Raw genomic sequence first — 25300 nt, forward strand, 5'->3', positions numbered from 1 at the left:
CAACTTGTTCGGGAAGTCTGTGTCGGCTAGGCATCCGGCATGAAAGCGGCGTCCGATCTGCCACGCCTGAAAGGCTACCGCTTCCCCCGCGCGATCGTTGCCTACGCGGTCTGGGCATACCACCGGTTCGCGCTGAGCACGGCGGATGTCGAAGACCTGCTCGCGGAGCGCGGCGTGATCGTCAGCCGGGAAACGGTCCGCAAATGGGGCAACCGATTTGGCCGCCATTTTGCGTCCTGCATCAAGCGCGATAGGCCAGGCGGCCGCGACAAGTGGCACCTCGATGAGGTCGTTATCGCGATCCGCGGGAAGAAACACTGGCTCTGGCGGGTCGTCGACGCGGAAGGTCACGTGCTAGACATTCTGGTTCAGTCCCGGCGGAACGCCAGGGCAGCAAGACGTTTCCTTAAAGGGCTGATCGGCCGGTTCGGCGCGCCACGTGTCATCGTCACCGACAGGCTGCGCAGCTATATCAAGCCAATTCGAGAACTCGCTCCGGGTGCTGATCACCGGGCGCACAAGGGCCTGAACAATCGCATCGAAGGGTCCCACCGGCCGACCCGAAAGCGCGAGAAGCTCATGGGCAAGTTCAAGTCCGCAAGGCAGGCTCAGAGATTCCTCGCTGCGCATGATCAGATCAACACGATCTTCCGCCCGCGCCGCTATCGCCTGTCCGCCACATCCTACCGCCACGCCAGATCCGACGCCCATGCCCTCTGGGCTGAATACGCCCTTAAAATGACCGCCTGACAGACACCCTGTCGGCCCAACTCGCCGATCGCCAAATAAGTTGGCAATGCCCCTGGGCTACCCCCCGCACTGGTCAAACGCGCGCTTTACCTGCGAGACCCGTCGGTCGGCGCCTCGCGCCAACCCGCTCTGCTGCCCGATCCGCAGACCGATGCGGACATCGAGACCGTGCTACAGGCCTATGGGCTGTAATTCGAGATGTCTCTCTCTGCCCCTTTGCGCCAAACGGCTGTCAGGAGGGCCAGAAGTGAGCGATCTGGTGGCGCTCATGCAGGCCAATCTTTTTTGTGGGCCCGCCTCGTCCGCCCGTTGTGCAGATAGGCCTCTACGCTAGGATCATCGCCTGATCTTGGCGAGGCTTGATCGCCCCGTGATATCCCAAGACGGAAGCAGAGAGGGCAATACCGGACTGCACCGCTTCATTCGCGGACAGGCCGCATAGGCGCGCGGCAATATAGCCCGCGTTAAACCCGTCACCTGCACCTGTCGCATCCACCACCATCGTCACGGGAGGCACTGTAATCTCGACCGGTTTTACGTCTGGCAAGGCAAGATGCAGCGGCGCAGGCCCATCCTTTACGATGATCTCCGATCGGGGAGACAGGGCGCGGTATCTTGCACAGGTCGCCACTGGATCCGCATCACCGAAATGATGGGCTTCATCATCAAAACTCGGCAAGATGATATCGGCCAGCGCAGCCGCCGCCTCGACAGTGCGACACATGGTGGGCCCGTCCTGCCAGAGGCGCGGTCTGAGATTGGGGTCGAATGCGATCTGCGCTCCGTTCTGGCGTGCGGTCTCCAGAGCCTGCAGGAACGTCGCGCGCGCGTCCGCAGAGAGGATCGCCAGCGTTATGCCCGAGAAATAGATCCACTCCGGTTTAGCAAAAGCGGCGTGCAGCGCGTCGGCGTCATCTGCCATTTGCCGCGCTGCGGATGTTTCGCGCCAATAGGTGAAATCCCTGTCGCCATTGCGCTGCTCGATCATATAGAGCCCCGGTCGGCGCCCTGGAATGCGTTGAACAGTCTCGACCCCCAGCTGTGACTTTTGTAAAAATCCGATGATCCGGTCCGACAAACTGTCATCGCCAAGCGCGGTATGATAGGAGATCGCCAGATCGGCACGGCCGCGCTGCGTCAGTGCCGATCTCAGATGCCACGCCGTATTGAGCGTATCGCCGGCAAAGCCCAGCCGATAGAGGTCATTCTCGCCTCCCGACATCTCGACCATGCATTCACCGACAGCCAGAAGCCCTTTGCGCTGCGTCATAGAACCGCTCCGATTTTCCATGGGACGAATTCGTTGTCGCCATAGCCGAATTCTTCCGAAACAGTCTTTTTGCCCGACGCGATATCAAGCAGTAGATCATAAATCTTCTGGCCCATCTGTGTCAGCCCGACGCCCTCGCTGACCACGGTGCCGCAATCGAGATCGATATCCTCGGGCATGGCGCGCGCCAGCTCGCTGTTGGAGGCCAGCTTGATCGAGGGGGTGGGTTTTGACCCGAAGCAGGACCCCCGCCCCGTCGTGAAGGCCACAAGATTGGCGCCCGCAGCCACCTGCCCTGTGGCTGCCACAGGATCATAGCCGGGGCTATCCATATAGACAAACCCGTGCTGGTCGATCCGCTCGGCATAAGCATAGGCGCCGGAGAGTGGCGAAAGCCCGCCCTTGGCCACGGCCCCGAGCGATTTTTCGAGAATGGTCGTAAGCCCGCCCTTCTTGTTACCGGGGCTCGGGTTGTTATCGAGCGAGGCGCCGTTCTTGCCGACATAGTCGCGCCACCAGGTGATCATGTCGCGGATTTTCTGGCCATTGGCAGCATCCGCACGCGCGATCAGAAGATGCTCTGCGCCGAAGATCTCGGGTGTTTCGGAGAGAATTGACGTGCCGCCCGCCGCCACCAGAAGATCGGACGCGACCCCCAGCGCCGGATTGGCCGTAATGCCCGAAAACCCGTCCGAGCCGCCGCATTGCATCCCGAGGGTGAGTTTTGAAACGGGCTGGGTGGAACGGCGGTCCATATTGGCCGCCGCTGCGATCGGCTCCAAGAGTTCGACGGCGCGCCGCACGGCCGAACGCGAGCCTCCGACGTCCTGAATATTGAAGGTCTTGATACGCTCACGGGTCCAGTCGCTTGGCTTGTAAAGCGTCAGCTGGTTGACTTCACATCCCAGCCCCACGATCAGAACGCCCCCGAAGTTGGGGTGGTCCCGATAGCCCTTGAGCGTGCGCACGAGGGTGTCAAAGCCCTCGCCCTGATTGGTCATGCCGCAGCCCTGATCGTGGACGATGGGCGCGAATCCGTCGATCTGCGGATATTTCGGTTTGAGAATGCGGTTAGCTTCGGCGGCAATCGCGTCGCAGACTGTCGAGGAGCAGTTCACCGAGGCCATGATGCCGATATAGTTGCGCGTGCCCACACGGCCATCGGGGCGCGCATAGCCCTCGAATGTTTGTCGTGCCGGAGGAACGGGCAGGCTGCCCTTGACCGATGACTGGTCGGAATGCTGATCGGGCAGGGCGCAGTTATGAGAATGCACATGCGCCCCTGCCGCGATATCCGCGGAGGCGACTGCCATAACCTGCCCGTATTTGACCACAGCGTCCCCCCTGCGCAGATCATGGCGGGCGATCTTATGCCCTCGCGGGATCGGGTCGGCTGCGACGATCCCTTCGACCGTCTCGCCTGCCATGATGTCGCGCAGCGCCACGGCGACCGTATCCTGTGGATCCAGAATGATCAGTTCGGGTAGGTTCATTGGTCTATTCTTTCGACAGCCTGCAGGAATAGGTCGAGCTGCGGCGCGCAAAATGCGGGGTCGGCGGCACGGACCCACTGCAGGAAGGCTCCGATCCGGCGCTCGAGTTTCTGGATGTGGTTCTGGGCAATATCGGCAATCCGGTGGTCCAGAAACGGATTGGCAAACCTTTCGAGGGTCTGCGCCAGATAGGCACGGGCCTGCGCTTCCATTCCATGACAGGCAAAACCGGGAAGCACCTCCGCCTCGATTATGGCCCTCACCCGCGCACCGGTCTCGCCTGCCAGAAGATCGCGCACGATCGCATCTGGCTGGCGCTCCGGCCCGTCCTGTGCCAGCCAGATCGCCGCCATCGCGGTATGTGCGAGGTTGAGAATATGCAGCTTGAGCCGCTCGATTTCCTCGAGCCGCGCGACCAGCTGAACGGCTGGATGCGAGGTGGGCGCCTCCAGTCCGGGTTGGCTCTCGATGGCCCAGAGCGCATAGGGTTCGGCGACGGCCCCGACCGGCTCGATCGGCTCGGACACGATCCGATCCACGAGGCTGTTGGCCCATAAGCAGCGCTCGAGCCAGTCGGTCAGGTCCGCGCCTGCGTCCTGTTGCGCGGCAATCTGTATCACGCGCGCTTTCAGGACGGTTCCGTTATTGGGGATAAGCTCCATGGGGAAAATAGTGAGTGGAGCGCCGCCTGCGGCATGGCGTGCGGCCAGAAGATGGTAGAGTTTGGCGGGATAGCTCTGTTCCTGCGATGGCAGGGGATCGCTATCGGCGGTGCGCGGTTCGTAGCCCGCATCGCCTGTATTCGACAGGATGACCTCGGCTTCCTCCACGATGATGCGCGTCAGCTCATCCCACTGCGATACCGTCGAGAGGGTCCGGCGGACGGATGTCACACGGCTTGTCTCGTCGATCACACGCCCCTCTGACAGGCCGCGGATAAGCACAGGATATCCGTCGTGAGCGGCCATCGCACCCAAGCGCGCCGCGCGCGCCGGATCACCAGAGCTCTGCACTACAGTGATGTTGCGCGCGGGGCTGCCTTCGGAGAAAAACAGATCGGCATGTGCCTGCAAAAACCGCGAGGTACCGAACTGGACAATTGGTGTCGGCGCGCTCATGCCGGCATCTCGATCAATGCCTTCACCACAGCGCCACGATCTTCGGCCCATTTGGGCAGGTCGGCCACCGCCCCCTCGAGCGTCGTGCGATGTGTCGCGAGCGCCGCCACAGGAACCAAACCGCGCGCCATGCAGGCCATCACATGCTCGAAATCGACTTTGAGCGCATTTCGCGACGCGATGAGCGTCGTCTCGCGTTTGTGGAATTCCGGATCTGCAAAGCTCAGATCGCCTTTGACGACCGAAAGCAGCACATAGGAGCCACCGTGATCGAGAAACTTCAGACCGGCATTCATCGCGTTGATATTGCCGGTGGCATCGAAGAGCGTGTCGAACACGGCGTCACCTGCGTCGGAGACAAGCTCGACCTTGGCCTCGGGCAGGATCGATTGCGCAAGCGCGAGCCGTTCGGGCGAGTTGTCGCGCAACGTGACACGCGCACCGGCAATCTGCGCGAAGAGTGCCGCACCGACCCCGATGGGCCCTGCGCCTACCACAAGCGCGCTCGACTCCGTATCCAGTCGCGAGCGACGCACACCATGGGCGCCGATCGCAAGGAACTCAACCATCGCCGCTGCAATTGGGTCGAGATCGCCCGCCGGATAGAGGTTCTCTTGGGGCACCACGATTTCTTCACACATGCCGCCATCCGTATGGACACCGAGGACCGCAATATCGGAGCAGCAATTGGGTTTGCCGATGGTGCACGCACGGCATTTGCCACAGGAGAGATAGGGGTTTACCACGACCAGATCGCCGGATTTGATGCGACCGTCGGCACTATCGTCAAGCGCATGGGCCGAAAGCTCGTGCCCCATGACCCGCGGATAGGCCAGAAACGGCTGATTGCCCCCGTAGATATGATAGTCCGTGCCACAGATCCCGATGGCGGCAATGCGAAGCCGCACATGGCCGGGCTTGGCGTCAGGGCGTGGCCGATCGACCACGCTCAGGGCGTGGGGCTCATCGCACAATAGGGCTTTCATAGCGGATACGGTCATCTTGGTCCTCCCTCGGCCAGTCTGGCGTTGCCTCGACTATGGCACGCCCTGATCGACATGAAAAGCAATCTGTTCTTTATTTATAAAAAACATATTCTGGTTACAATCAGTCAGACATTTGCGTAACATCATAGAGATCGCATAATCAGACACTTAAAAGTTGCCCGACTGGGCAGGGCCTGAAAGGATATGCCGATGTCGCGCGGACAGCAGACACTGAAACAGGCGGTCAACCATATGCTCGATGTCCTTTTGGAGCTGGAGACCGGTGCGCGGCTGGGGAGCGAATCGGAGCTGGCGCAAAGGCTGCAGGCAAGCCGCACCACAATCCGTGGCGCGCTGACCCATCTCGTGGAACATGGCCTGATCACATGGTCGGGACGCGATAAAACCGTTTTGCGCCACCCCGTGCCGATGGATTATTTTTCGCAAAGCGAATCGATTGCGCCAGCCGAATTGGCCGAGTCGCGTTTTCTGGAATGGATCTTGCGAACAGACCTTCCTCCGGGATCGATCCTGCGCGAAGCCGAGCTTGCAAGGCGTCTCGATGTTCCCGTCATGCAGATCCGCGAACTTCTGATCCGCTATCAGCCCAACGGGTTATTTGAAAAAAATAGTAGTAAAAACTGGGTATTGCGCGGCTTCACCGAGACCTTCGCGAATGAATTGATCGAGATGCGGGCCTTGGTCGAGGGGGCCGCCTTCACGCGGCTTCTCGCCACTCGCGACCCGGTGATCGTCGAGCAGATGATCGAAATGGAACGCCGCCATATCTCTCTTCTGGCGCGCGAGGATGCGGCTATGGTGGAATTTCCCGCGCTTGATGCCGCCTTCCACCGGCTCATCTGCGCATCGGCACAAAACAGGTTTTTTGACGAGTTTTCATCGCGCATCGCCTTGATCGTGCATTACCATTTCCAATGGAACAAATTGGACGAGACACAGCGCAACCGCGTCGCTCTACGCGAGCATTTGCGCATAATCCGCGCTTGGCTTGCCCGTGATGACGGCGAAGCCAAGGCGGCTTTTGATGAACATCTCATGACGGCAAACCGCACACTTAAGGCGTCAATCAGCACAGGCTGAACCCGCCTGTTAGCGATAACCTCTGACTGACGCCCTTTCTCGTGACAACTTCTTCTTGACCGCTGCTGTTTAATTTGGTCTCTTGGTCCAACCATAGTGCCAAGGCAGGGGAGGGCCAGCGCATGACAACGACCGTCGAGGGCATTCGCGACATCCTGCGCCAGGAAATTGCCGAGCGCTATGAGCCGGGCGATATGCTCCCCAACGAGCGCGAGTTGGCCGCGCGTTTTGGCGTATCACGCAATACCGTTCGAGAGACGATGATCCATCTCGAGGCCTTCAGACTGATCGAGAAGACCCGTCGCGGAGCGCGGGTCCGTAAAGCCGATTTCGATATGATGTTTGCCGAAATCACCCAGTTTCTCGACACCTCGCCACGCACATTTTCGGATGTATTGAACTTCCGCCGGATTTCCGAGACGGGCGCCGCGCCGCTGATGGTATGCCATGTGACGGACGAGATCCTTTTGCGGATCCGCGAAGCCAATCGCGCAATCGGTCGGGCTCTGACGGCCGCAGAGGCGGCAGAGGCCGACTACCGGTTCCATATGGGCCTTGTCGAGGCATCGGGCAACAGCGTCTTGATCCATATGTATGAAGTCCTCGCAGCGCCGCTGCGCTACTACCTTGAGGTCGGCAAGTCTCAGAAACTCAATACTGACACTGCCCAGACCCAGCATGCCCGCATCATCGACGCGCTTGCCGCACGCGATGCCGACGCATTGGTCGCGGCGATGGGCGCGCATTTCCAGCACTCGGGAGATGTGCTGGCCGACTGGCTTTCGAAAAGGGAGGGGGCATCGGTTTCGCTCTGGCCTGTCCAGCACGCTCGGCAGTCAGAGCACATAGCTGCGCCCTAAGACACAACAGATCATTTCGTAAGGAGGAGACGAGAATGAACATGTACAAGACTTTACTGGGAGCGACAGCCGCAATTGTAATGGCCCTGCCCGCATTTGCGGCAGAGACCACCATTCGTGTGGCCTATGAAAACAACCCCGGCGAGCCGGTGGATCTTGTGATGCACCGCTGGGCCGAACTGGTCGACAAGGCATCGGGTGGGGATGTCGAACTCGAGCTCTATCCGTCGTCACAGCTGGGCGCGAAAAAGGATGTGATCGAGCAGGCGATGCTGGGCGTGAATGTCATCACCATCGCGGATGTGGGCTTTCTGACCGATTACGACCCGGATCTGGGGATCCTGTTCGGCCCCTATCTGACAGATGATGCCGCAAGCTTGTTCAAAATCTATGAATCGGACTGGTTCAAGGAAAAGGAAGCGAAGCTTGAGGAACAGGGCATCCATATCGTCATCTCGAACTATCTCTATGGCACCCGCCAGCTGTTGACGAAAACCAAGGTCGAGACCCCTGCCGATCTCAAAGGGCTGAAGATCCGTACCCCCAACAACATCATGCAGATCCGCGCCATCGAGGCGATGGGCGGGACACCGACCCCCATGCCGCTGGCCGATGTCTATCCTGCCCTGACGCAGGGCACCATCGACGGGGTGGAGAACCCCCTCCCCGTGCTCTACGGGCAAAAGCTGCACGAGCAGGCCAAGGAACTCTCGATGATTTCCTACCTGCAGAATACCTCGCTGTGGCTGGGCGGTCAGGCCTATTTCGACACCCTCGACCCTTCGGTTGTCGAGATGCTTGAGGAGACTGGCCATGAAGCGGGGCTCTATAGTCAGGAGCTTGCCGCCGAGCAGGACGCCAAGATCATCGAAGAGATGAAAGCGGCGGGTGTCACGGTGACCTATCCGGATATCGCCCCCTTCAAGGAGGCGACAAAGGCAGTCTATGACCAATTCCCCGAATGGTCCGACGGGCTTTACGACCGCATCCAGTCTCAACTCGCCGAGTGATATGACAGATCAGGCAGCCACCGCGCTGCCTGATCCCTTTCAGCCACGCATGGCCACCCTCGTTCAGGAGATGCTATGAGAGCCCTTTTCAAAACACTCGATCTCGTGGGCGGTTTGCTGGTTGCAGCGCTCGTCACAATCACATTTGCCGCGGTCATTGCGCGCTATGCACTCGGCGCGCCGCTGCAATGGACCGAGGAGATGTCCGGCATCCTGATGATCTGGATCGTCTTTCTCGGCGCGATCGGCTGCGAGATAGAGCGCCGCCATCTTTGCATCGATATTGTTACCCTTCTGCTTCCCGAACGCGTTCAAAAAGTGATCGCCTCTCTCGTAGCGCTGGCTTCTGTGGTCTTGCTCGGAGCGATGGCATGGTTGAGCTACAAGCTCGCCGAAAGCGCCGCTCTGAAGAAGACACAGATCCTCAAGATCTCGTGGTTCTGGCTCGATATCGCCGTCACGGTCGGTGCGCTCGGCATTGCCCTCGTCATTGCCTATCGGCTGCTGCGCGGCTGGACGATGGAGCGCGATGAGGATGACGCATTGCGCGAGTGATACCGCTCCCCATCAAGCATCCCACCAGAAAGGTCGGGGCGCAGCCTGTCTCTAGACCAAGAGTTTTCCATGGAATGGTTCATCATTATCCCCTTCATGTTCGCGCTATTTGCCCTGAACATGCGGATCTATCTCGCGATGTTTGCAGCGATCCTGATCTATTTTCTGGCTTTCGCCCAGATGCCGATCCAGATTGCGGTTCAACGCCTGATCGCGCCGACCCAGAACAGTTCGCTTCTGGCGATCCCCTTCTTCATTCTGCTGGGCACGCTCTTGGGAACCACGGGCATCGCCACGCGCCTTCTGAAGGTGGCCGATCTGCTGGTTGGCCGTCTGACGGGTGGTCTGGGACATACCAATGTGATGCTCTCCACACTGATGGGTGGGCTTTCGGCCTCTAACCTTGCGGATGCGGCGATGATGTGCCGGATGCTGGTTCCGGATATGATCCGTCAGGGCTATTCGCGCGGCACTGCGGCGGCCATCACCGCGGCCTCATCGCTGATCACGCCTATTCTCCCGCCCGGCATCGCGCTTATTATCTACGGGCTGGTGGCCGATGTCTCGATTGGACATATGTTCATCGCGGGGATCTTGCCGGGGTTGACCTGCTCGGCGCTGCTGTTGATCACCGTCTATTTCGTGGCACGCAAGCGCGGCTACAAGCCCTCGCGCACTGCCGCGCCCTCGTTGACGGAAACCCGCAGCACAGTGATATCCGCATGGCCTGCGATTTTCCTGATCGTTCTGATTATCGGCGGAATCCGGTTTGGTATTTTCACACCTACCGAAGCGGGCGCGGTTGCGACGGTGATCACCCTGCTGATCGGGCTCTTTGTTTATCGCGAGATGAAGCTGTCTGATCTGACCAGTGCCTTCGGCACGACCGCTCGTCAGACCGCTTCCGTGCTTCTGGTGATCATGATGTCCTCGGCTCTGGGCTGGATTTTCTCGCTCGAACGTGCCGGTGTCATGCTGGCCGACTGGATCATGAGCCTGACCCAGAACCCGTGGCTGTTCTTGGCTGCGATCAATGTCCTGTTGCTCGTGCTTGGCATGTTCATCGAAGGCAATGCCTTGCTGATCATCCTCGTGCCGCTGCTGAAGCCGGTTGTCGTTCAGCTGGGGATCGATCCCGTGCATTTCGGAATTGTCATGATCCTCAATCTGGCGATCGGCACACTTACACCGCCGGTCGGGACCGTTATGCTGATGGTCTGTGCCCTGACCAAGACACAGTTTGCCGAATTCTTGCGGGAGGGCTGGCCGTTCTTGCTGGCTTTGCTGATCGCCCTGATCCTCGTGACCTTCATTCCGGCCCTGTCGCTCGCATTGATATGATGTCCGACCACCTGTGCGGCCCGTCCTGAAGGCGAGAGACAAGCGCCCGCCTTCAGGCTCCTTGGCGAATGGTGGTCTCGGCAGGCAAAGCATTCGTGTCCCGAGATCGAAAGCTGTCCCGCGCATGGGGCAGCTTGTCTCTTATGGCAACATCACTTCATCCGCGACCTTTTGAGTGCGGCATCAGCCGAAATGGCCGCGCACGTAATCGGCGGTGCGTTGTTCTGCGGGGGCTTCGAAAATCTGGGCGGTCTCGCCCGTTTCCACCAACTCCCCCAGATACATGAAGGCCGTGCGCTGGCTCACGCGTTGGGCCTGCTGCATGTTATGGGTGAGGATCACGATGGTGAAGCGTTCGCGCAGCGCATGGATCGTCTCCTCGATCCGCCCTGTCGAGATCGGGTCGAGCGCCGAGGCAGGCTCGTCAAGCAGGATCCCCTCGGGTTCGACGGCGATGGTGCGTGCGATACACAGGCGTTGTTGTTGCCCGCCCGACAGGCTCTGACCCGACGCATCGAGCTTGTCTTTCACCTCGTCCCAAAGGGCGGCCCCCTTCAGCGCCGCCTCGACCCGCCCGTCGAGTTCCGATTTCGGCATGAGGCGGTTGAGGCGCAGCGCGAAGGCGATATTCTCGCGGATCGTCATCGGGAAGGGCGTGGGTTTCTGGAACACCATCCCGATCTTCATCCTGAGCGCGTTCAGATCCATCGTCTCGCTTAGGATATTCTCGCCATCCAGCATCACCTCGCCACGCGCAAACTGGCCCGGATAAAGGTCATACATCCGGTTGAGACAGCGCAGCAGCGTGGATTTTCCGCAGCCCGAGGGGCCGATAAAAGCCGTGACCTGACGCTCGGGGATCGCGAGGTTGATCTCCTTCAGCGCATGGGATTTGCCATAATGGAAATTGAGCCCGCGGATATCGAGTTTTGTCGGCGCGCGCGGGTCGATCCCCTTGAAGGCGAGCCGGTCTACGCGGGCGTCTCTGCGTGTGGCATGGTGGTTCTCGGTGGTGAAAAATGTCTCGGTCATCAGAAGTCCCTCCGGCGGGTGATCAGGCGGGCGGCAATCGAGAGGCCCAGCACGGCAATGGTGATCAGAAGTGCGCCCGCCCATGCCAGCGATTGCCAGTTTTCATAGGGAGATAACGCGAATTGGTAGACGGTGATCTGCAGCGAGGCGAGGGGCTGCAGGGGCATTGCCAACTTATTTGGCGATCGGCGAGTTGGGCCGACAGGGTGTCTGTCAGGCGGTCATTTTAAGGGCGTATTCAGCCCAGAGGGCATGGGCGTCGGATCTGGCGTGGCGGTAGGATGTGGCGGACAGGCGATAGCGGCGCGGGCGGAAGATCGTGTTGATCTGATCATGCGCAGCGAGGAATCTCTGAGCCTGCCTTGCGGACTTGAACTTGCCCATGAGCTTCTCGCGCTTTCGGGTCGGCCGGTGGGACCCTTCGATGCGATTGTTCAGGCCCTTGTGCGCCCGGTGATCAGCACCCGGAGCGAGTTCTCGAATTGGCTTGATATATCCTCGCAACCGGCGAGTTTACGGTGCATATTTCCGACCATGCGCTGGTCGACCAGATGGAGATCTGTTCGATCAAATTTCCGGCCGATGTGGACGAGCTGGCGCTTGCGGGCCTCGAAACCGTGGCGGGCGAGAGCGTCAGCTGCCCGCGTATTCTTGCGGCCCCTGCGGCTTTCGAATGCCATTTGACGCAGACCGTGCCCGTCAGCCCCGCGCGGACCATCGTGCTGGGGCAAGTGAAGCGGATGTTCGTGCGCGAAGCTTTGATCGATCCTGATACCCTCTATGTCGACCAGATCGGGATCGATGCCGTGGGCCGCTTGGGCGGGCACCTTTATGCGCGCCAACTCGACCAGTTCGAGCGGATCACACCGAGCGTCGAGGAATTCATGGCCAAGGATGCCCTATAGATCGTCAATCGGTATCTACGGGTGATGACTTTTGCAGAGAGATCGTTCCAACGGCTCCTGAAGCAACGGCTGGCAGTGCTTTCGTCCTCAATTTGACACGATCTGGACCTTGGCCTGCCGATGATGCTCCACGATGCCCTCTTTGACCGCTTCCGTTCAGCCGCATCGCAGGGATCGCACGTCAGCTAATGGGATGTACCGGCTGCTTCACCCAGCAGGTTAGGCTGAGCCTATGTCTGTAAGTTGGAGAAGTAGCATGGATAAGAAGACGTTCGATCAGCTGATGTCCATCGGAATCGACATTGGCAAGGACACGTTCCACCTCGTCGGGTTTGACCGAGATGGTCAGTTGGTGTTGCGTAAGCAGATCAAGCGATTGGCACTCGTCACGACATTCGAGAAGCTGCCGCGATGCATCGTCGGCATGGAGGCTTGCCTGAGTGCTCATTTCGTCAGTCGGACCCTACGCCAGCTTGGTTTCGAGCCGCGCATCATCCCCGCGATTTATGTGAAGCCTTTCGTCAAGGGGCAGAAGAACGACTACAATGATGCCGAGGCCATCGCGGAAGCGGCGCTGCGCCCGAACTTACCAATCGTGCCGGAGAAGAGCCAGGACCAGCTCGACCTGCAGGCCCTTCACCGGGTGCGCTCGCGTCTGGTGTCGCGCCGGACCGCGACTATCAACCAGATCCGCGCCTTCCTGATCGAGCAAGGCATCACGGTGCGCAAAGGGCTTCGGGCTTTGAAGAACTCCTTCGAGGCCATCCTCGAGGAACGCAAAGACGAGATATCGCCGCGCATGCGGGCCATCCTGATCGGTCTATACGGCGACTGGCTCTGGCTGGATGACCGGATCGACGCGGTCTCAAAAGAGATCGAGCAGATCAGCCGCACCGAGGAGAACTGCGTCAACGTCATGACCATTCCTGGTATCGGACCGATGATTTCGACGGCGATGGTTGCCGCGATTGGCACGGGAGAGGCATTCGGGCGCGGACGGGATTTTGCGGCATGGGTCGGCTTGGTTCCCAGACAATACAGCACGGGTGGCCGAACGGTGCTCGGCCGCATTTCCAAACGTGGCAGTCGATACCTGAGGATGCTCTTCGTTCAGGCCGCCAAGGTCAAAGTCCGGTCCATCGCGGCGGAAGACTGGAGCCCCGAGGCCGCACGCGAAGCCGGCAACAGGGCTGCACGGGAATATCTGGAGACACTGGATGACGCTGCTTTTGGCGCGGCATCCAGTGTCCAGCCCAAGTTCGTGGCCAAGTCCGATCCGGCAGCACAATGGACCCGCGCCGAGGAAAGTCGCCCCTATTTTGCCTATGCCACCAACTACCTGATCGACACCAAGAGTTCGGTGATCATGGATGTTGAAGGTGAAGCGGAACAGGAAATGATCCGGGGGATCGTTTCCCCGCGGAACGGAGCCATCCGCCAAGCCGAAGTTGGAGCTGCGCGCACGATGCTGGACAGGACCGAAAAACGCTTTGGCACCAAGCCGGACTGGCTGGCCGCCGACACCGCCTACGGCAATGCCGAGAACCTGGGCTGGCTGGTCGAGAAACGCAGCATCATCCCCTTCATACCGGTGATCGACAAGTCGGAACGGACCGACGGCACGTTCTGACACGGTTGCGGCTACGCGGACCAAACGGCGCTAAGGACGAATTCCTGCTCGCCGCCATCGCCCAGAACCTACGAAAACTTGCAAAGCTACGCCCGCGAAGCGTCAGACAAGAGGCCGCAGCATGAGCAGAACGGCCATATTACTGCCTTGAGGCGGGGCGACGGGCGATCGCCCGATCGCAATAGCCTTGCCCGGCGGCGGCGAGCCTCAAAATCGGCGATTTCGGCCGACTTTTTCAACAACATCGGCGGAGAACGGACATTCGCCGCGATGAACATGAACGGCAGCTTCAATGGAAATCGCGGCTGGGGAAGAGGCGTTTGGCTTGTTCGCGGGGGTGGTGGGCCGTGCGGCGCGGGCGCGGGGCGTCATCGGCGGGTGGATGGGTTTGGCCGACGATCGCGCCCATCGGGTGGCCAAGGTTGGACAGCCGCGCCGAGATATCCTCGATCCTGCTGGCGATCACATGGGTGACGATGCCTTCGCGCTGCAACATTCCCGTCACGCGCAACAGCCGCCCGCCCATCACCGCATGGCGGAAGGCCGCGTAGATCTTGGGCCAGACCACCACATTGCACACCGCCGTTTCGTCTTCGAGCGTCAGGAACACCACCCCCGACGACGTGCCGGGGCGCTGGCGGGTGATGACCAGCCCGCAGACGGTGACGCGCGCCAAGGGCGCGTGAACCAGATCGCTATGCTGGGTCAGGCCGGGCAGTGCGGGGCGCAACAGCTCCATCGGATGGGCGCGCAGCGTCAGGCGGGTGGCGATGTAATCCTCGACCACCTCCTCGCCCAAGTGCATCTGCGGCAGCGCCACCGCAGGCTCGCGCACCCCCTCGCCATCCAGCGGATCGGAAAACAGTGGCAGCGGCGCGGGCGCGCGGATCGCCTTCACCGCCCAGAGCGCATCGCGGCGGTTGAGCCCCATCGCGGCAAAGGCATCGGCCTCGGCCAGACGTTCCAGCACCGCAGGCGCGATCCCCGCGCGCAGCCACAGGGCTTCGGGGTCGGGATAGCCATTGCCGCGCGCAGCCACGATCCAGCCCGCGTCTTCGGCTCGCAAGCCCTTGATCTGCCGGAACCCCAGCCGCAGGGCCAGTGTGCCGTCACTGCGCCGCTCAAGGCTATTGTCCCAGCCTGAATGGTTGACGCAGATGGGGCGGACCTCGACCCCATGCTCGCGGGCATCACGCACAAGCTGTGCGGGTGCGTAAAACCCCATCGGCTGGGAATTCAGAAGCGCACAGGTGAAGACCGCCGGATGATGGCATTTCAGCCATGAGGACACATAGGTCAGCATGGCGAAGGCCGCCGCATGGCTTTCGGGGAAACCATAATCGGCAAAGCCCTCGATCTGGGCGAAACAGGCCTCGGCCACCTGCATTGGATAGTCGCGCGCCATCATCCCGCGCAGAAAACGGTCGCGATGCTCGCCAATCGTGCCCATCCGCCGGAAGGACGCCAGCGAGCGGCGCAACCGGTCGGCCTCTTCGGGACTATAGCCCGCGCCGATCACCGCGATCTGCATCGCCTGTTCCTGAAACAGCGGCACGCCGAGTGTCTTGGCGGTCACGGCCTCCAGTGCGGGGCCGAAGGGCTCGGGCGCCTCAAGCCCCTGACGGCGGCGGATATAGGGTTTGACCATGCCGCCCTGAATCGGGCCGGGGCGGACAATCGCCACCTCGATCACCAGATCATAGAAGGTCGCAGGCTTCATCCGCGGCAGGAAATTCATCTGCGCGCGGCTTTCCACCTGAAACACCCCCACCGCATCTGCACGGGTCAGCATGGCATAGGTGGCCTTGTCTTCCTGCGGCACGGTATCGAGCGTGTGATGGATCCCCTCATGCTCGGCCAGCAGATCGAAGCTTTTGCGCAGGCAGGTCAGCATACCCAAGCTGAGCACATCGACCTTCAGGATGCCAAGCGCGTCGATATCATCCTTGTCCCATTCGATACAGGTCCGCCCCTCCATCGCGGCATTCTCGATGGGACACAGATCATCGAGCCGCCCTTGGGTGATGATGAACCCGCCGACATGCTGGCTGAGATGACGCGGAAAGCCGATGATCTCGCCAATCAGCTTCAGCGTCAGCCCCAGCCGCCGGTCGGAAGGGTCAAGCCCCAGTGCCCGCACGCGGTCGGAGTCCGCCCCACCATTTGACTGCCCCCAGATATCACCCGACAGCCGCGCGGTCAGGTCTTGGGACAGCCCCATAACCTTGCCCACCTCGCGGATGGCGGCGCGGGTGCGGAAATGGATGACGGTGGCGCAAAGGCCCGCGCGGTCGCGCCCGTAGCGCTCATAGATCCACTGGATGATTTCCTCGCGGCGCTCATGCTCGAAATCGACATCGATATCGGGCGGCTCCTTGCGGTGGCGCGAGATGAAACGTTCGAACACCATGCCGATCATATCGGGGGAGACATCGGTGATGCCCAGCAGGTAGCACAGGATGGAATTGGCGGCCGACCCGCGCCCCTGACACAGGATGCCGCGACGCCGTGCCTCGGCCACGATATCATGCACGGTCAGGAAATAGGGCGCATAGCCCAGTTCCGCCACAGTGCCCAGTTCCTTGGCCATCAGCAGATGCACCCGTTCGCTCGCGCCCTGCGGATAGCGGCGCTTGAGCCCCTCGCGGGCCAGCCGGTCCAGCCGCGCCTGCGGGGGTTCGCCATCGCTGCCCTCATCGGGATAGTCGTAGCGCAGCTCTGACAGATTGAAACTGCAGCGCCCCGCGATTTCTGCTGTGCGTTTGATCGCTGCCGGATGATGGCGGTAAAGCCGCGCCATATCTTCCGCGCCCTTCAGGCGGCGTTCGCCATTCAGCAGCGCCCGCGTGCCGATCCGGTCGATGGTGATCCCTTCGCGCAGGCAGGTCAGCACATCGGCCAGCGGGCGGCGGGCGGCGCGGTGCATCAGCACATCGCCCACTGCCACCATCGGCGTGTTACAGCGCAAAGCCTGCGCCGCGCAGGCCCGAAACCACGCCTGATCGGAGCCATCATAGCGCGGCGCGGCCCCCAGAAAGACATAGCCCGGATAGCGCCGCGCCAGCTTTTGCACAGGTTCGGGCGCAAGATCGGCATCCGGCAGCGCGATCAGGATCATCCCCTGACATCTCGTTTCCAGATCGGCCAGATCCAGATCGCAGCCGCCTTTTTCTGCCCGCCGCTTGCCCAAGGTCAAGAGGCGCGACAGCCGTTCATAGGCGGCGCGGTCGGTGGGCAGCGCAACCCAGTCCACCGGACAATCGCGCAGCACCAGCCGCGCCCCCACGATCAGCTTGGGCAGACGCGGCACCTCCGGCACGGGCAGATCCTGCGGCAGGCCGACCTCCTGGCGCGAGCAGCTATCGACCTGATGCGAAGAGCGCACGCGCAGGCTTTCGGTCAGTTCCTCGCGCAGCGATTTTAGCGCCGAATAGGCCCGGACCACCCCTGCCAGCGAATTGCGGTCGGTGATCGCAATGGCCGAAAGCCCCAGTTCGGTGGCGCGCAGAACCAGTTCCTCGGGGTGGGATGCCCCTGTGAGGAACGTAAAATTCGAGGTCACACAGAGTTCGGCATAGCTCATGCGAATTCTCCCTGCACATACCAGCCGGGCTTTTGCGGCGTGTAGAACAGCCACAGCCTGCGGCCCTCGCGCGTGTCGATCTTCCAGTAATCGCGCAGCCCCGAGGCCCAAGCCGGATCCTCGCGCCACCATTCCGGCGCGATCCGTTCGGGGCCCGTGGCGCGCCCTGTCGTGAAGGTCATCCGCCGCCAGCGGAAGCGCGCGGGCGGCTCTGCCCCTTTGGCCATGATAGGCTCGGGCGGGAATAGGGTAATCGGGCGTGGGCGTGGCACATGCCAGTCGCTGGCGGGCAGGCTATGGGCGGCGGGCACCGTCATAAAGCTGCGTTCGGGGATATGGCTGTCGGTCGGTTGGAAACGTTGGATATTCTCCAGTCCGATCCGCGTGCCGATCCGCGTGATCAGATCGTTCAGCCGGTCCGCGCTGTGGTCTGCACTGCCGATCTGCTGCACGGCCAGTGGTTCGACCTGCACGGCTTCCAACCGCATCATGTCGATGCCGAACCCTGCATCAACCGTATCGACCCCGCGCTGGAACAGCGGCAGGATGCGGGCGGCATCGCGCATGGGGGCGGCCAGACGCAGGTCGACCTGCTGGCTCGCCTGATCGACGCGGCGCAGCGTCAGCATCAGCCGCCGTGCGCCCATATGCTGTGCCAGAAGCTTGGTGCAGAGCGGCTCCAGCAGGCGCTCGGTCACGCCCATCACATCGCTCACCAGCCCGATCGGTTCGGGCAGGGTCATGCGGGTGGCGTAATGCGGCGGCTCGGGCTCGGGGGTGACAGGCTCGGGCACCGCGCCCATCGCCTGATCCAGCCGCAACAGCAGATCCGGCCCGAAACGGCGGGCCAGTGGCGCGCGGGCGGCCCCTTGCAGATCGCCGATCGTGCGCAGGCCAAGCCGCTGTAGCGCGGTGACAATTTCGGCCTCGACCCGCAGAGCGGCCACCGGCAGATGCGCCAGATCCTCGTCCTCGCCATAATGCGCCCGCGCCCAAGCCGCTCCGCGCGTGGCCGCAAGACCCAGCCGCAGCGCGACACCCGCCCGCGCCATGGCCGCGCGCATATCCGCTAGCATGGCCTCTTCGCCGCCCCAAAGATGGGTCGAGCCGGTCACATCCAGCACCAGCCCATCCTCGCCCTCGCGCCCGACCCAAGGGCAATAGCGCATCGCCCAACGGCGCAGCACGCCCAGAAACCGCGCATCCAGATCGGGGCGCGCAGGCTTTATGCGCAGATCGGGGCAAAGCGCGCGGGCATCTGCCAAGCTCATGCCGCGATGCAGGCCCAGCGATTGCGCGGCCTCGTTCAGACAATAAAGGCGCTCGGTATTTCCCTCCTTGCGGATCAGCGCGAAAGGGGCCTCATTCGGGCAGCCCCGCAGAACCCGGTTGGAAGCCAACCGGGGGAACCACATGCAGATGATGCGTCTGCGGGTCCCAGCGAACATACCAGACTCCAAGTGTTCCTGATTTGTTCTTAATAATTTCCCAGTGCATCAGAGTCGAGTCTTCCTGCGCGGGATCGAACACCGGCGTCGCGCGCCAACGGGTCTCGGCGGCATTCGACCCCATACCCTCGGGAATGATGCATAGCCCCGTCGTACCGCCTGCTTTCGCCGCCAGCTGCAGCCTACGGCCTTCGCGCAGATCCAGCGGGCGGGTGATTTCCAGCACGATAAAGGGCACCACCCCGTCCTTCAGTGCTTCTTCGGCCACAGCCAGCGCGTCAGTCTGGCTGTTGGGCCGTGCGAGAAGGATGTCCGATGGTGCCCCATAGGCCTCCATCCCCTGCGGCAAAACAATATCCGCCAGCCATGCCTCCCTGATCCAGAGCCCATTCTTGCCGGCACAGAGCACCGCAAAGGCACAGGCCGCTGGACCACAGACTTCGTGGACCCGTGTCGATCGTAAGGAGGGTTGAGGAGTTATCAAGGGGTGCATTGGGGCAGTGTAAGGCCAAAGCCCCGCGACTCCAAGGATGGTGTCGCGCCATGATGATACATGCTTTGCAAGCGGACGTTTATGTTGTGTTTTGCAAATGTCCGGAGTGGGCCGAACACGTCGACGGCTTATCGCGGCCCTCGTATCGGGCCGCCGCACCGCCGCATGACCAGTTTGAGCCCAAAGTTGACACGACACGCGCTACGATAATGTGTGCAGGCTATGGGGTAGCCACCTAGGTGAGTGCCGGAAATTCCGCCGTAGAACAGGCCTCCTGCGGCGGAGTGTTCCGTTCTCGTGGTCTATGCTGCCGTTTCCAGTGAGAAGCCGATACGGTCACCATGCCCAAGCCCGTAGCCAAACTGGATCATCATTTCCGTCATCGGTTCGAGATAGCGGGCGTTGGTTAGGTCACCCGCTGCAATCGCCTTGAGGTTCATGCCCCGCACCAGCGTCGTAACGCATTCAACCGCCGCACTATCGTTGCCGGCGACGAATACCGGGAGCCTGCAAAGCGTTCCTTCCGCATGATCTGCCAGAACCGAGGCGAAGATCGTGTTGAACGCCTTCACAACGGCAGAGGTTGGCAACAGCCGAGCAAGTTCTTCCGCGCCAGAAGTGCTATGCCCCGTAGTCAGGCTCATGAAGTCCTCGGAAAGCGGATTGGTGATGTCGATGACCGTCTTGCCGCTGAGCATCTGTTTGATCGCGGGTTGTGCCAAAATGGCAAGCGCCTGTTCGTATTTGAGAGCTAGGATGACGACCTCCGCGCGCGATATTGCTGCTACGGGATCGTCCGCGCGGCCCACGCTGTCCACCAGGTGTCCTGCGTTGCGGAGGAGGGTAGCCAGCGGCGTGCCCATATTGCCTTTTCCCAGAATTGCGATCTGCATGTTTCATCTCCTTTGCTCGGATACTGTTTTCCGGATGCACTGGACTTAGCACGGCGGAGAATGTCATACTCGCCGTATAATGACATATGATATGCCCAAACAGACAATTCGAAATCTTATCGATCCAGATAACGCTACGGCTGCGGTATTCGTGCTTTCCGACCGCCACCAGAGCCTTTCAGGGCCTTGGCACAGTCATCAGAGATTGCACTTCTGCATGTCAGCGAGGGTGTGCTGGCGGTCGAGACCGAGGCGGCACGTTTCGTCATTCCTCCGCAGCGGGCTGTCTGGATTCCGCCAGGCAGACGGCATCGCATATCTTCGCGTGCGCCATTCTGGCTCACTACCTGCTACATTGATCCCGACAGAATCGACTTCGTCCGACAAAACGAGATCGGCGTTTCCATCGACCGGTTGTCCGATGCCCTGTTGATCGCCGTGGCCGCCTTTGGTTCGCAAGGCCCCGGCTCGCCTGAGGAGGCGCGCATGCTTCAGGTTCTTCTGGATTGTTTGGCGCGGCTTCCGGCCTTCGACGTCGTGTTACCGCTTCCTGTCAGCGACCGATTGCGTCGCGTGACGCGGCCTCTACTGACCGACCCAGGACGAAGCGGAACCCTCGCCGATTTTGCTCAACAAGCCTGCGTCACCGAAAGAACAGCGGCGCGGCTATTCAAGGCCGAGACCGGTCTGAATTTTGGTGCTTGGCGTTTGCAGCTTCGTCTGCAAGCCGCATTGGGGTATCTGTCGGAGGGGCGCTCCGTAACAGAAACAGCCTTTGCCATCGGCTACCGGGACGTTTCATCGTTCATAACTGCTTTCAAGGACCACTTTGGCCAGACGCCATCACAGATGCTACTGGGTAGAACCTAATACCTCGAAGAACGCCCGCTTCGTCCGCATTGCGGACGTTTGTAGCGGTTATGTCGCGCAGGCTAGGCGCGACATAACACCCGTTTGAAAGCTAATGGTAGCTTCGAGCCCAAGCCGACCGCACGGGGGCGCTTGCCTCGTCTGTGCTGCGTTTTGGGAACATAATCCGAACTGCCATCAGTGCCCGGCCTTGTCTCAAAGGCGAATTCCTTGTACTGAGGCGGCATGGTGCCGGGCACCTGCCGCCTGCGGACGCGAGTCACGGTGAAGCCCGGAGCGAGACGACATCTCACCCTCGAAGCATTTCGCAGGTGGGTAATGCAGGCCCCCTCCAAATTCGAAATGCCTCTCAGGAGGAGTGAGCGATGTCTGTCGGACGCGCTACCAATACGCTTGAAAATCCTTTTCTGACCCTGCCGGTCAGACGACTTTTCTGGGCCAACACCCTTCCCATGGCGGCGGTCATGTCGACCAGCGGCCTGCTAAATGTGGTCGACGGCATCTTTGTAGGACGGTTCATCGGGGCTCAGGCCCTTGCTGCTGTCAGTCTGGCATTTCCGGTGGTCATGTTGTTGACGGCATTGACCACCCTGACAGGTGGCGGCATGTCGAGCCTTCTGGTCCGGCACCTACCCCGCAGCTTTTGCCCCGAAGCCTATGGGAAAAGTCCGGCCATTGGGAAAAGTTCAGCTAACACATGTTTGTCGTGCCGCGCGAGAGCGGGCGCGATATGGCACTGAAGCCGATGAGCTGCCCCGGCCATTTGCAGATCTTCAACGCGGGCTTGAGGTCGTGGCGTGATCTGCCGATGCGCTTTGCGGAATTCGGCGCTTGTCACCGCGATGAGCCGTCGGGGTCGATGCATGGGCTGCTCCGCCCGCGCGGCTTCGTGCAGGATGATGCGCATGTCATCTGCCGCTCTGACCAAGTCGAGGCGGAGGTTTTCCGTTTTGTCTCGCTGCTGTCGTCGGTCTATGCGGATCTGGGCTTCGGCAGTTTCGATGTGGCGCTTTCGCTGCGACCATATGTGACGGGCTCTGCCTTCGAGCCTCATTATCTTTCACTGGATCCAGGTGATTATCTTGAGACGCTGGCGACGCTTGCGAAGGGCGGTAGTGTAGAGACCAGCTTGTTATTGCCCACGCTGTCGATCGAGCTTTCCTCGACGCGGGCTGCGCGATGGTTGAGGATATGGCTCGTCTGGTCCTTCTGGGCGTGAAAGAACATCAGCTCTTTGCTGGTGGCATCCTCGAAGGAAATCTCGTTATGGCCGCTGGACTTATGGCTATCAGAGCGTAGGACGGATTTGGTTTTATGTGCGGGCAGGTCATAGGGGCGGTCCTTAGCGCCATTATAGACACAGCCCGTCACCAGCGGTTTGTCGGGATCGCCGTCGAGGAATTCGACCACGACCTCCATCCCGATCCGCGGGATCACCATGCCGCCCCAGCCGTTGCCGGCCCAGCTTTGTGACACGCGGCAGCGCATGGAATAATCGGCGTCCAGATCCCAGTGGAATTGCACCAGAATGCGGCCGTATTCGTCGCAATCGATCTCGCCATCGCCCACAACCACCGCCGTCTGCGGGCCCTTCACATCGGCGCGCGGGGTCTTCAGTTCGGGCACCAGAGGCGCCGAGGACGGCATCAGAATGTAGCGCCCCGAATAGGCATAGCCATCGCCCTCGGTCCCGCCCGAGCCGTAATTATCCGAAGTATAAGAATGGCTTGCCGAGAGGCAGATATATTCCGCGCCAGTCCCCGGAACGGTGTCGCCCGCCAGATCGACCCGCGTGCCACCGCGCAGGGTGATGATGTCGCCCACCGCCTCAAAGCGGCGATCCTGACCGCGCTCGCCTTGCGTGCGCAGCTGCGCCACAACGCGCCCGCGCCAGATAATCGCCGGGCCAGTCGAAGCTCTCGATCTGCCCCTGAGCGTACTCGGCATCGCCGATCTGATCGGTCTCCATCGCGGCATTCGGGGTCTTGAAGTTGTAATCCGTCAGGCGGATCGCGCCGGTGGTGATGCGCCGCGCCGGATGCCAGTCCCAGAAGTGGACAAAATCAGCCTGATGGTGGCCGTCATCGGGCTTGAAAGGCACAGCACCGATGGTCGCATGGGCCTCGACGGCATCGGAAAGCACCATCTCATGCGCGCCTTCGGAATGGGTGAAATGATAGTTGATGCCATGGCGCTCCATCATCCGCGTGGCAAAGGCCATATCGGATTCACGGTATTGCACGGTGTATTCAAGCTCGGGGTAATCATTGGCGAGGCTAACCGTCAGCTGGCCCGCATCCGAGTAGCTGCTAAGCAACTCGGTCAGGATCTCGGCCACGGTCTTGTTATGAAAGATCCGTTGGTTGCGGCGGAGGCTGGCCAGAAAGAACCAAGGCTGCAGGCGCAGGCGGTACTTGTGCCCATTGTCACCCGTGCCCAGCCAGCGCGCCTCGGTGACGATGCCATCGAAATACTGGTCACTCCCCTCGCGGGTGACAAGCGCGACGGAGGCATGGGTCCCGATCAGCGCGTCGAAATCGATATCCGCCGAAGAGGCCAGACAGTCCACCTGATAGTCATAGAGCGCGTTGATATGGTCGGTCCCATCGAACCGCTGCAGCACCAGCTCATCCGTGCCGAGAACCGTGGTGAGCCGCCCCATACGGGCATCCTGCGAGAAAAATACAGACATGAATGAACCGAGCTTAAATCACCCGCGATTGATCGCGCGCAACCATGACCTCCGCAAGACACATAGACTCGATCTGGCGCCTTTTGGCCGATTGGAGGCAGAAGTTCGGCGAAATATTGCCACGCCCGTAGCGGACACTCATGGAGCTATGCACGAACGGCAGGTTTGGGCCGCTCGCGGCCTAGGAGTGTTTTGCTTCTCGAACATAGGAAAGTTGGCGCGAGGCAAGTTGGTCAATTCAATCGCCCAGTCGCAGTTCTCTGAGGTTCCTTAGCGACTACTCCAAGTGATCATTTGAACCGATTGCAATTCGCATCATGCTGATCCCGGTCGGTCTTTCATCGTCATCCGGATCATCAGGTCGTCCGTCTGACGGAGGAAAGCCTACCCCAGAAAAACGGTATCTAAGTAAATCGTATCGGTCAGATATAGTTAGCGTACAAGCGCTATATCCGCGAAGTTGGGGCCTCTTAAAGCCAGCCTTATATGTAAAATACTGCGAATAAGTCTGTGTCATGAGCTCGTCGACCGTTCGCGACCAATCATCGGCGTGGCCGGTTGCCTCGCGACCAAAACCGACCTGCCCTGTCTCTACCATTCGCGCCAAGAATGCCCCCAGCCGATCGCCCCCCACAGGCATCACACGCGCAGGCGCCTGCTGACGCCAATCCGGTATAGGCCATTTGTCGATAAGTCCGTAGCGGCCACAATCAAGCGGATTTCCTTGGTGTTTGCATGTAGCGAAATCTCGCGCGCTAGACGCAAAGTTTTTTGGCAAAGTGAACGACGGCTACTGTGACATCAGATAGAGTTGGCGCAAGTGCCAGAGTTAGTTAGCGTTTTGCCGCCGCCCAACGCGGCCATTTTCGCCTGGATTAAGGCTGCCCAACGCCGACCAGGCCGACCGCCCAAGTAGTCTTCAACAACCACCAGAAGGTCCGCGAGCTCGCATTTAACGGTCTTTCCGTTAATGTCAGTGAAGGTGGCTTCTGGCGATTTGTGACAGAACACCCCATGCACCCCGACTGACAAGCCGTGCGGAAGAAGCAATGGCGACCAAGCCCGAGCAATGTCGGAGACGCCACGACGTACCACTGCCGCTACAAATCCGACTTCGTTGGACGGCTTGCGCTGCATAAGTGCTCCCGCCATCAGGGCATTTTTGATTGCCGTGTCGGCGGCGGTGGAGAGTGATGCGATGAGGTAATTGGGAACCATACTATCACCTTGGGCGTGAATCTGACCTTCAAAATAGGCCAGCTAGCGACCC

Annotated in this window: 20 protein-coding genes and 7 pseudogenes; 13 read left to right on the forward strand and 14 right to left on the reverse strand. The window is 60.7% G+C overall.

Annotation, left to right across the window (positions count from 1 at the left end; translation table 11 throughout):
- Window positions 1–39 precede the first annotated feature (39 nt).
- The gene (locus WDB88_RS15940) at window positions 40–750 is read left to right on the forward strand and encodes an IS6 family transposase (protein ID WP_339109991.1); all 711 of its coding nucleotides are present in this window, start codon (window positions 40–42) and stop codon (window positions 748–750) included.
- A gap of 48 nt (window positions 751–798) precedes the next feature.
- Window positions 799–942 (forward strand): annotated as a pseudogene (locus WDB88_RS15945) (dihydrodipicolinate synthase family protein); the annotation flags it as partial.
- A gap of 133 nt (window positions 943–1075) precedes the next feature.
- Here the strand turns inward: WDB88_RS15945 and WDB88_RS15950 are convergent.
- Genes WDB88_RS15950 through WDB88_RS15965 form a run of 4 tightly spaced genes read right to left on the reverse strand, consistent with a single transcriptional unit; the run spans window position 1076 to window position 5617 of the window.
- Window positions 1076–2020: a sugar kinase gene (locus tag WDB88_RS15950; RefSeq protein WP_339109992.1), complete on the reverse strand. Its 945-nt coding sequence runs from the start codon at window positions 2018–2020 to the stop codon at window positions 1076–1078.
- Window positions 2017–3513, reverse strand: coding sequence for an altronate dehydratase family protein (locus tag WDB88_RS15955; RefSeq protein ID WP_339109993.1), 1497 nt, complete (start codon window positions 3511–3513; stop codon window positions 2017–2019). Before WDB88_RS15955 ends, WDB88_RS15950 begins: the two co-directional genes overlap by 4 nt.
- Window positions 3510–4631 carry a mannitol dehydrogenase family protein gene (locus WDB88_RS15960; protein WP_339109994.1) on the reverse strand — a complete coding sequence of 374 codons (1122 nt, stop codon included), beginning with the start codon at window positions 4629–4631 and terminating at the stop codon, window positions 3510–3512. The genes WDB88_RS15955 and WDB88_RS15960 overlap by 4 nt, the downstream gene beginning before the upstream one ends.
- Window positions 4628–5617 carry a zinc-binding alcohol dehydrogenase family protein gene (locus tag WDB88_RS15965; RefSeq protein WP_339110054.1) on the reverse strand — a complete coding sequence of 330 codons (990 nt, stop codon included), beginning with the start codon at window positions 5615–5617 and terminating at the stop codon, window positions 4628–4630. The genes WDB88_RS15960 and WDB88_RS15965 overlap by 4 nt, the downstream gene beginning before the upstream one ends.
- Window positions 5618–5821: 204 nt before the next feature.
- On the opposite strand from WDB88_RS15965, the gene WDB88_RS15970 reads away from it, so the two are divergent.
- From WDB88_RS15970 to WDB88_RS15990, 5 genes are all read left to right on the forward strand, one after another.
- Window positions 5822–6718: a GntR family transcriptional regulator gene (locus WDB88_RS15970; RefSeq protein ID WP_339109995.1), complete on the forward strand. Its 897-nt coding sequence runs from the start codon at window positions 5822–5824 to the stop codon at window positions 6716–6718.
- Window positions 6719–6840: 122 nt separating this feature from the next.
- Window positions 6841–7578, forward strand: a complete 738-nt coding sequence (locus WDB88_RS15975) for an FCD domain-containing protein (protein ID WP_339109996.1) — start codon at window positions 6841–6843, stop codon at window positions 7576–7578.
- Window positions 7579–7658: 80 nt separating this feature from the next.
- The gene (locus WDB88_RS15980; protein WP_339110055.1) at window positions 7659–8588 is read left to right on the forward strand and encodes a C4-dicarboxylate TRAP transporter substrate-binding protein; all 930 of its coding nucleotides are present in this window, start codon (window positions 7659–7661) and stop codon (window positions 8586–8588) included.
- A 75-nt stretch (window positions 8589–8663) separates the two neighbouring features.
- On the forward strand, window positions 8664–9143 hold the full coding sequence (locus WDB88_RS15985) for a TRAP transporter small permease (RefSeq protein WP_339109997.1): 480 nt from the start codon (window positions 8664–8666) through the stop codon (window positions 9141–9143).
- A gap of 69 nt (window positions 9144–9212) precedes the next feature.
- On the forward strand, window positions 9213–10484 hold the full coding sequence (locus tag WDB88_RS15990; RefSeq protein WP_339109998.1) for a TRAP transporter large permease: 1272 nt from the start codon (window positions 9213–9215) through the stop codon (window positions 10482–10484).
- Window positions 10485–10667: 183 nt separating this feature from the next.
- Here WDB88_RS15990 and pstB read toward each other — a convergent pair whose 3' ends face one another.
- The 3 genes and pseudogenes from pstB to WDB88_RS16005 all read right to left on the reverse strand — a co-directional run.
- Window positions 10668–11516, reverse strand: a complete 849-nt coding sequence (gene pstB, locus WDB88_RS15995; protein ID WP_339109999.1) for a phosphate ABC transporter ATP-binding protein PstB — start codon at window positions 11514–11516, stop codon at window positions 10668–10670.
- Window positions 11516–11674: pseudogene (locus tag WDB88_RS16000) on the reverse strand (phosphate ABC transporter permease PtsA); the annotation flags it as partial. The pseudogene WDB88_RS16000 and the gene pstB, both read right to left, overlap by 1 nt.
- A gap of 55 nt (window positions 11675–11729) precedes the next feature.
- Window positions 11730–12029 (reverse strand): annotated as a pseudogene (locus tag WDB88_RS16005) (DDE-type integrase/transposase/recombinase); the annotation flags it as partial.
- Between the two features lie 5 nt (window positions 12030–12034).
- Between WDB88_RS16005 and WDB88_RS16010 the strand changes: the two are divergent.
- The 3 genes and pseudogenes from WDB88_RS16010 to WDB88_RS16020 form a co-directional block, all read left to right on the forward strand.
- Complete coding sequence (locus WDB88_RS16010; RefSeq protein ID WP_339110000.1) at window positions 12035–12421, forward strand: flavin reductase; 387 nt, start codon at window positions 12035–12037, stop codon at window positions 12419–12421.
- A gap of 256 nt (window positions 12422–12677) precedes the next feature.
- Window positions 12678–13541, forward strand: a pseudogene (locus WDB88_RS16015) (IS110 family transposase); the annotation flags it as partial.
- Window positions 13542–13607: 66 nt separating this feature from the next.
- Window positions 13608–14176, forward strand: a pseudogene (locus tag WDB88_RS16020) (hypothetical protein); the annotation flags it as partial.
- Between the two features lie 164 nt (window positions 14177–14340).
- Here the strand turns inward: WDB88_RS16020 and WDB88_RS16025 are convergent.
- The 4 genes from WDB88_RS16025 to WDB88_RS16040 form a co-directional block, all read right to left on the reverse strand.
- Window positions 14341–17634: an error-prone DNA polymerase gene (locus WDB88_RS16025; protein WP_339110001.1), complete on the reverse strand. Its 3294-nt coding sequence runs from the start codon at window positions 17632–17634 to the stop codon at window positions 14341–14343.
- Entirely contained in the window at window positions 17631–19082 is a 1452-nt protein-coding gene (locus WDB88_RS16030; protein ID WP_339110002.1) for a DNA polymerase Y family protein, read from the reverse strand. The genes WDB88_RS16025 and WDB88_RS16030 overlap by 4 nt, the downstream gene beginning before the upstream one ends.
- Window positions 18997–19431, reverse strand: a complete 435-nt coding sequence (locus tag WDB88_RS16035) for a hypothetical protein (protein WP_339110003.1) — start codon at window positions 19429–19431, stop codon at window positions 18997–18999. The genes WDB88_RS16030 and WDB88_RS16035 overlap by 86 nt, the downstream gene beginning before the upstream one ends.
- Before the next feature lie 446 nt (window positions 19432–19877).
- Window positions 19878–20468 (reverse strand): NAD(P)-binding domain-containing protein, encoded by a 591-nt coding sequence (locus WDB88_RS16040; RefSeq protein ID WP_339110004.1) that lies wholly within the window; start codon window positions 20466–20468, stop codon window positions 19878–19880.
- Window positions 20469–20654: 186 nt separating this feature from the next.
- On the opposite strand from WDB88_RS16040, the gene WDB88_RS16045 reads away from it, so the two are divergent.
- The 3 genes and pseudogenes from WDB88_RS16045 to WDB88_RS16055 all read left to right on the forward strand — a co-directional run.
- A complete protein-coding gene (locus WDB88_RS16045; RefSeq protein ID WP_339110005.1) occupies window positions 20655–21338 on the forward strand; it encodes an AraC family transcriptional regulator in 684 nt (227 codons plus the stop codon).
- Between the two features lie 452 nt (window positions 21339–21790).
- Window positions 21791–21946: pseudogene (locus tag WDB88_RS16050) on the forward strand (MATE family efflux transporter); the annotation flags it as partial.
- Between the two features lie 23 nt (window positions 21947–21969).
- Window positions 21970–22362 (forward strand): annotated as a pseudogene (locus WDB88_RS16055) (aminoacyl--tRNA ligase-related protein); the annotation flags it as partial.
- A 53-nt stretch (window positions 22363–22415) separates the two neighbouring features.
- Here the strand turns inward: WDB88_RS16055 and tssI (WDB88_RS16060) are convergent.
- The 3 genes from tssI (WDB88_RS16060) to WDB88_RS16070 all read right to left on the reverse strand — a co-directional run bounded on the left by tssI (WDB88_RS16060) (window position 22416) and on the right by WDB88_RS16070 (window position 25248).
- Window positions 22416–23216 (reverse strand): type VI secretion system tip protein TssI/VgrG, encoded by an 801-nt coding sequence (tssI, locus tag WDB88_RS16060; RefSeq protein WP_339110006.1) that lies wholly within the window; start codon window positions 23214–23216, stop codon window positions 22416–22418.
- Window positions 23167–24030: a type VI secretion system tip protein TssI/VgrG gene (gene tssI / locus WDB88_RS16065; RefSeq protein WP_339110007.1), complete on the reverse strand. Its 864-nt coding sequence runs from the start codon at window positions 24028–24030 to the stop codon at window positions 23167–23169. Before tssI (WDB88_RS16065) ends, tssI (WDB88_RS16060) begins: the two co-directional genes overlap by 50 nt.
- A gap of 801 nt (window positions 24031–24831) precedes the next feature.
- Window positions 24832–25248 carry a hypothetical protein gene (locus tag WDB88_RS16070; RefSeq protein ID WP_339110008.1) on the reverse strand — a complete coding sequence of 139 codons (417 nt, stop codon included), beginning with the start codon at window positions 25246–25248 and terminating at the stop codon, window positions 24832–24834.
- Window positions 25249–25300: the final 52 nt, after the last annotated feature.

The organism is Thioclava sp. GXIMD4216 (assembly GCF_037949285.1).
In the GTDB taxonomy this organism is placed as follows: Bacteria; Pseudomonadota; Alphaproteobacteria; order Rhodobacterales; family Rhodobacteraceae; genus Thioclava; species Thioclava litoralis.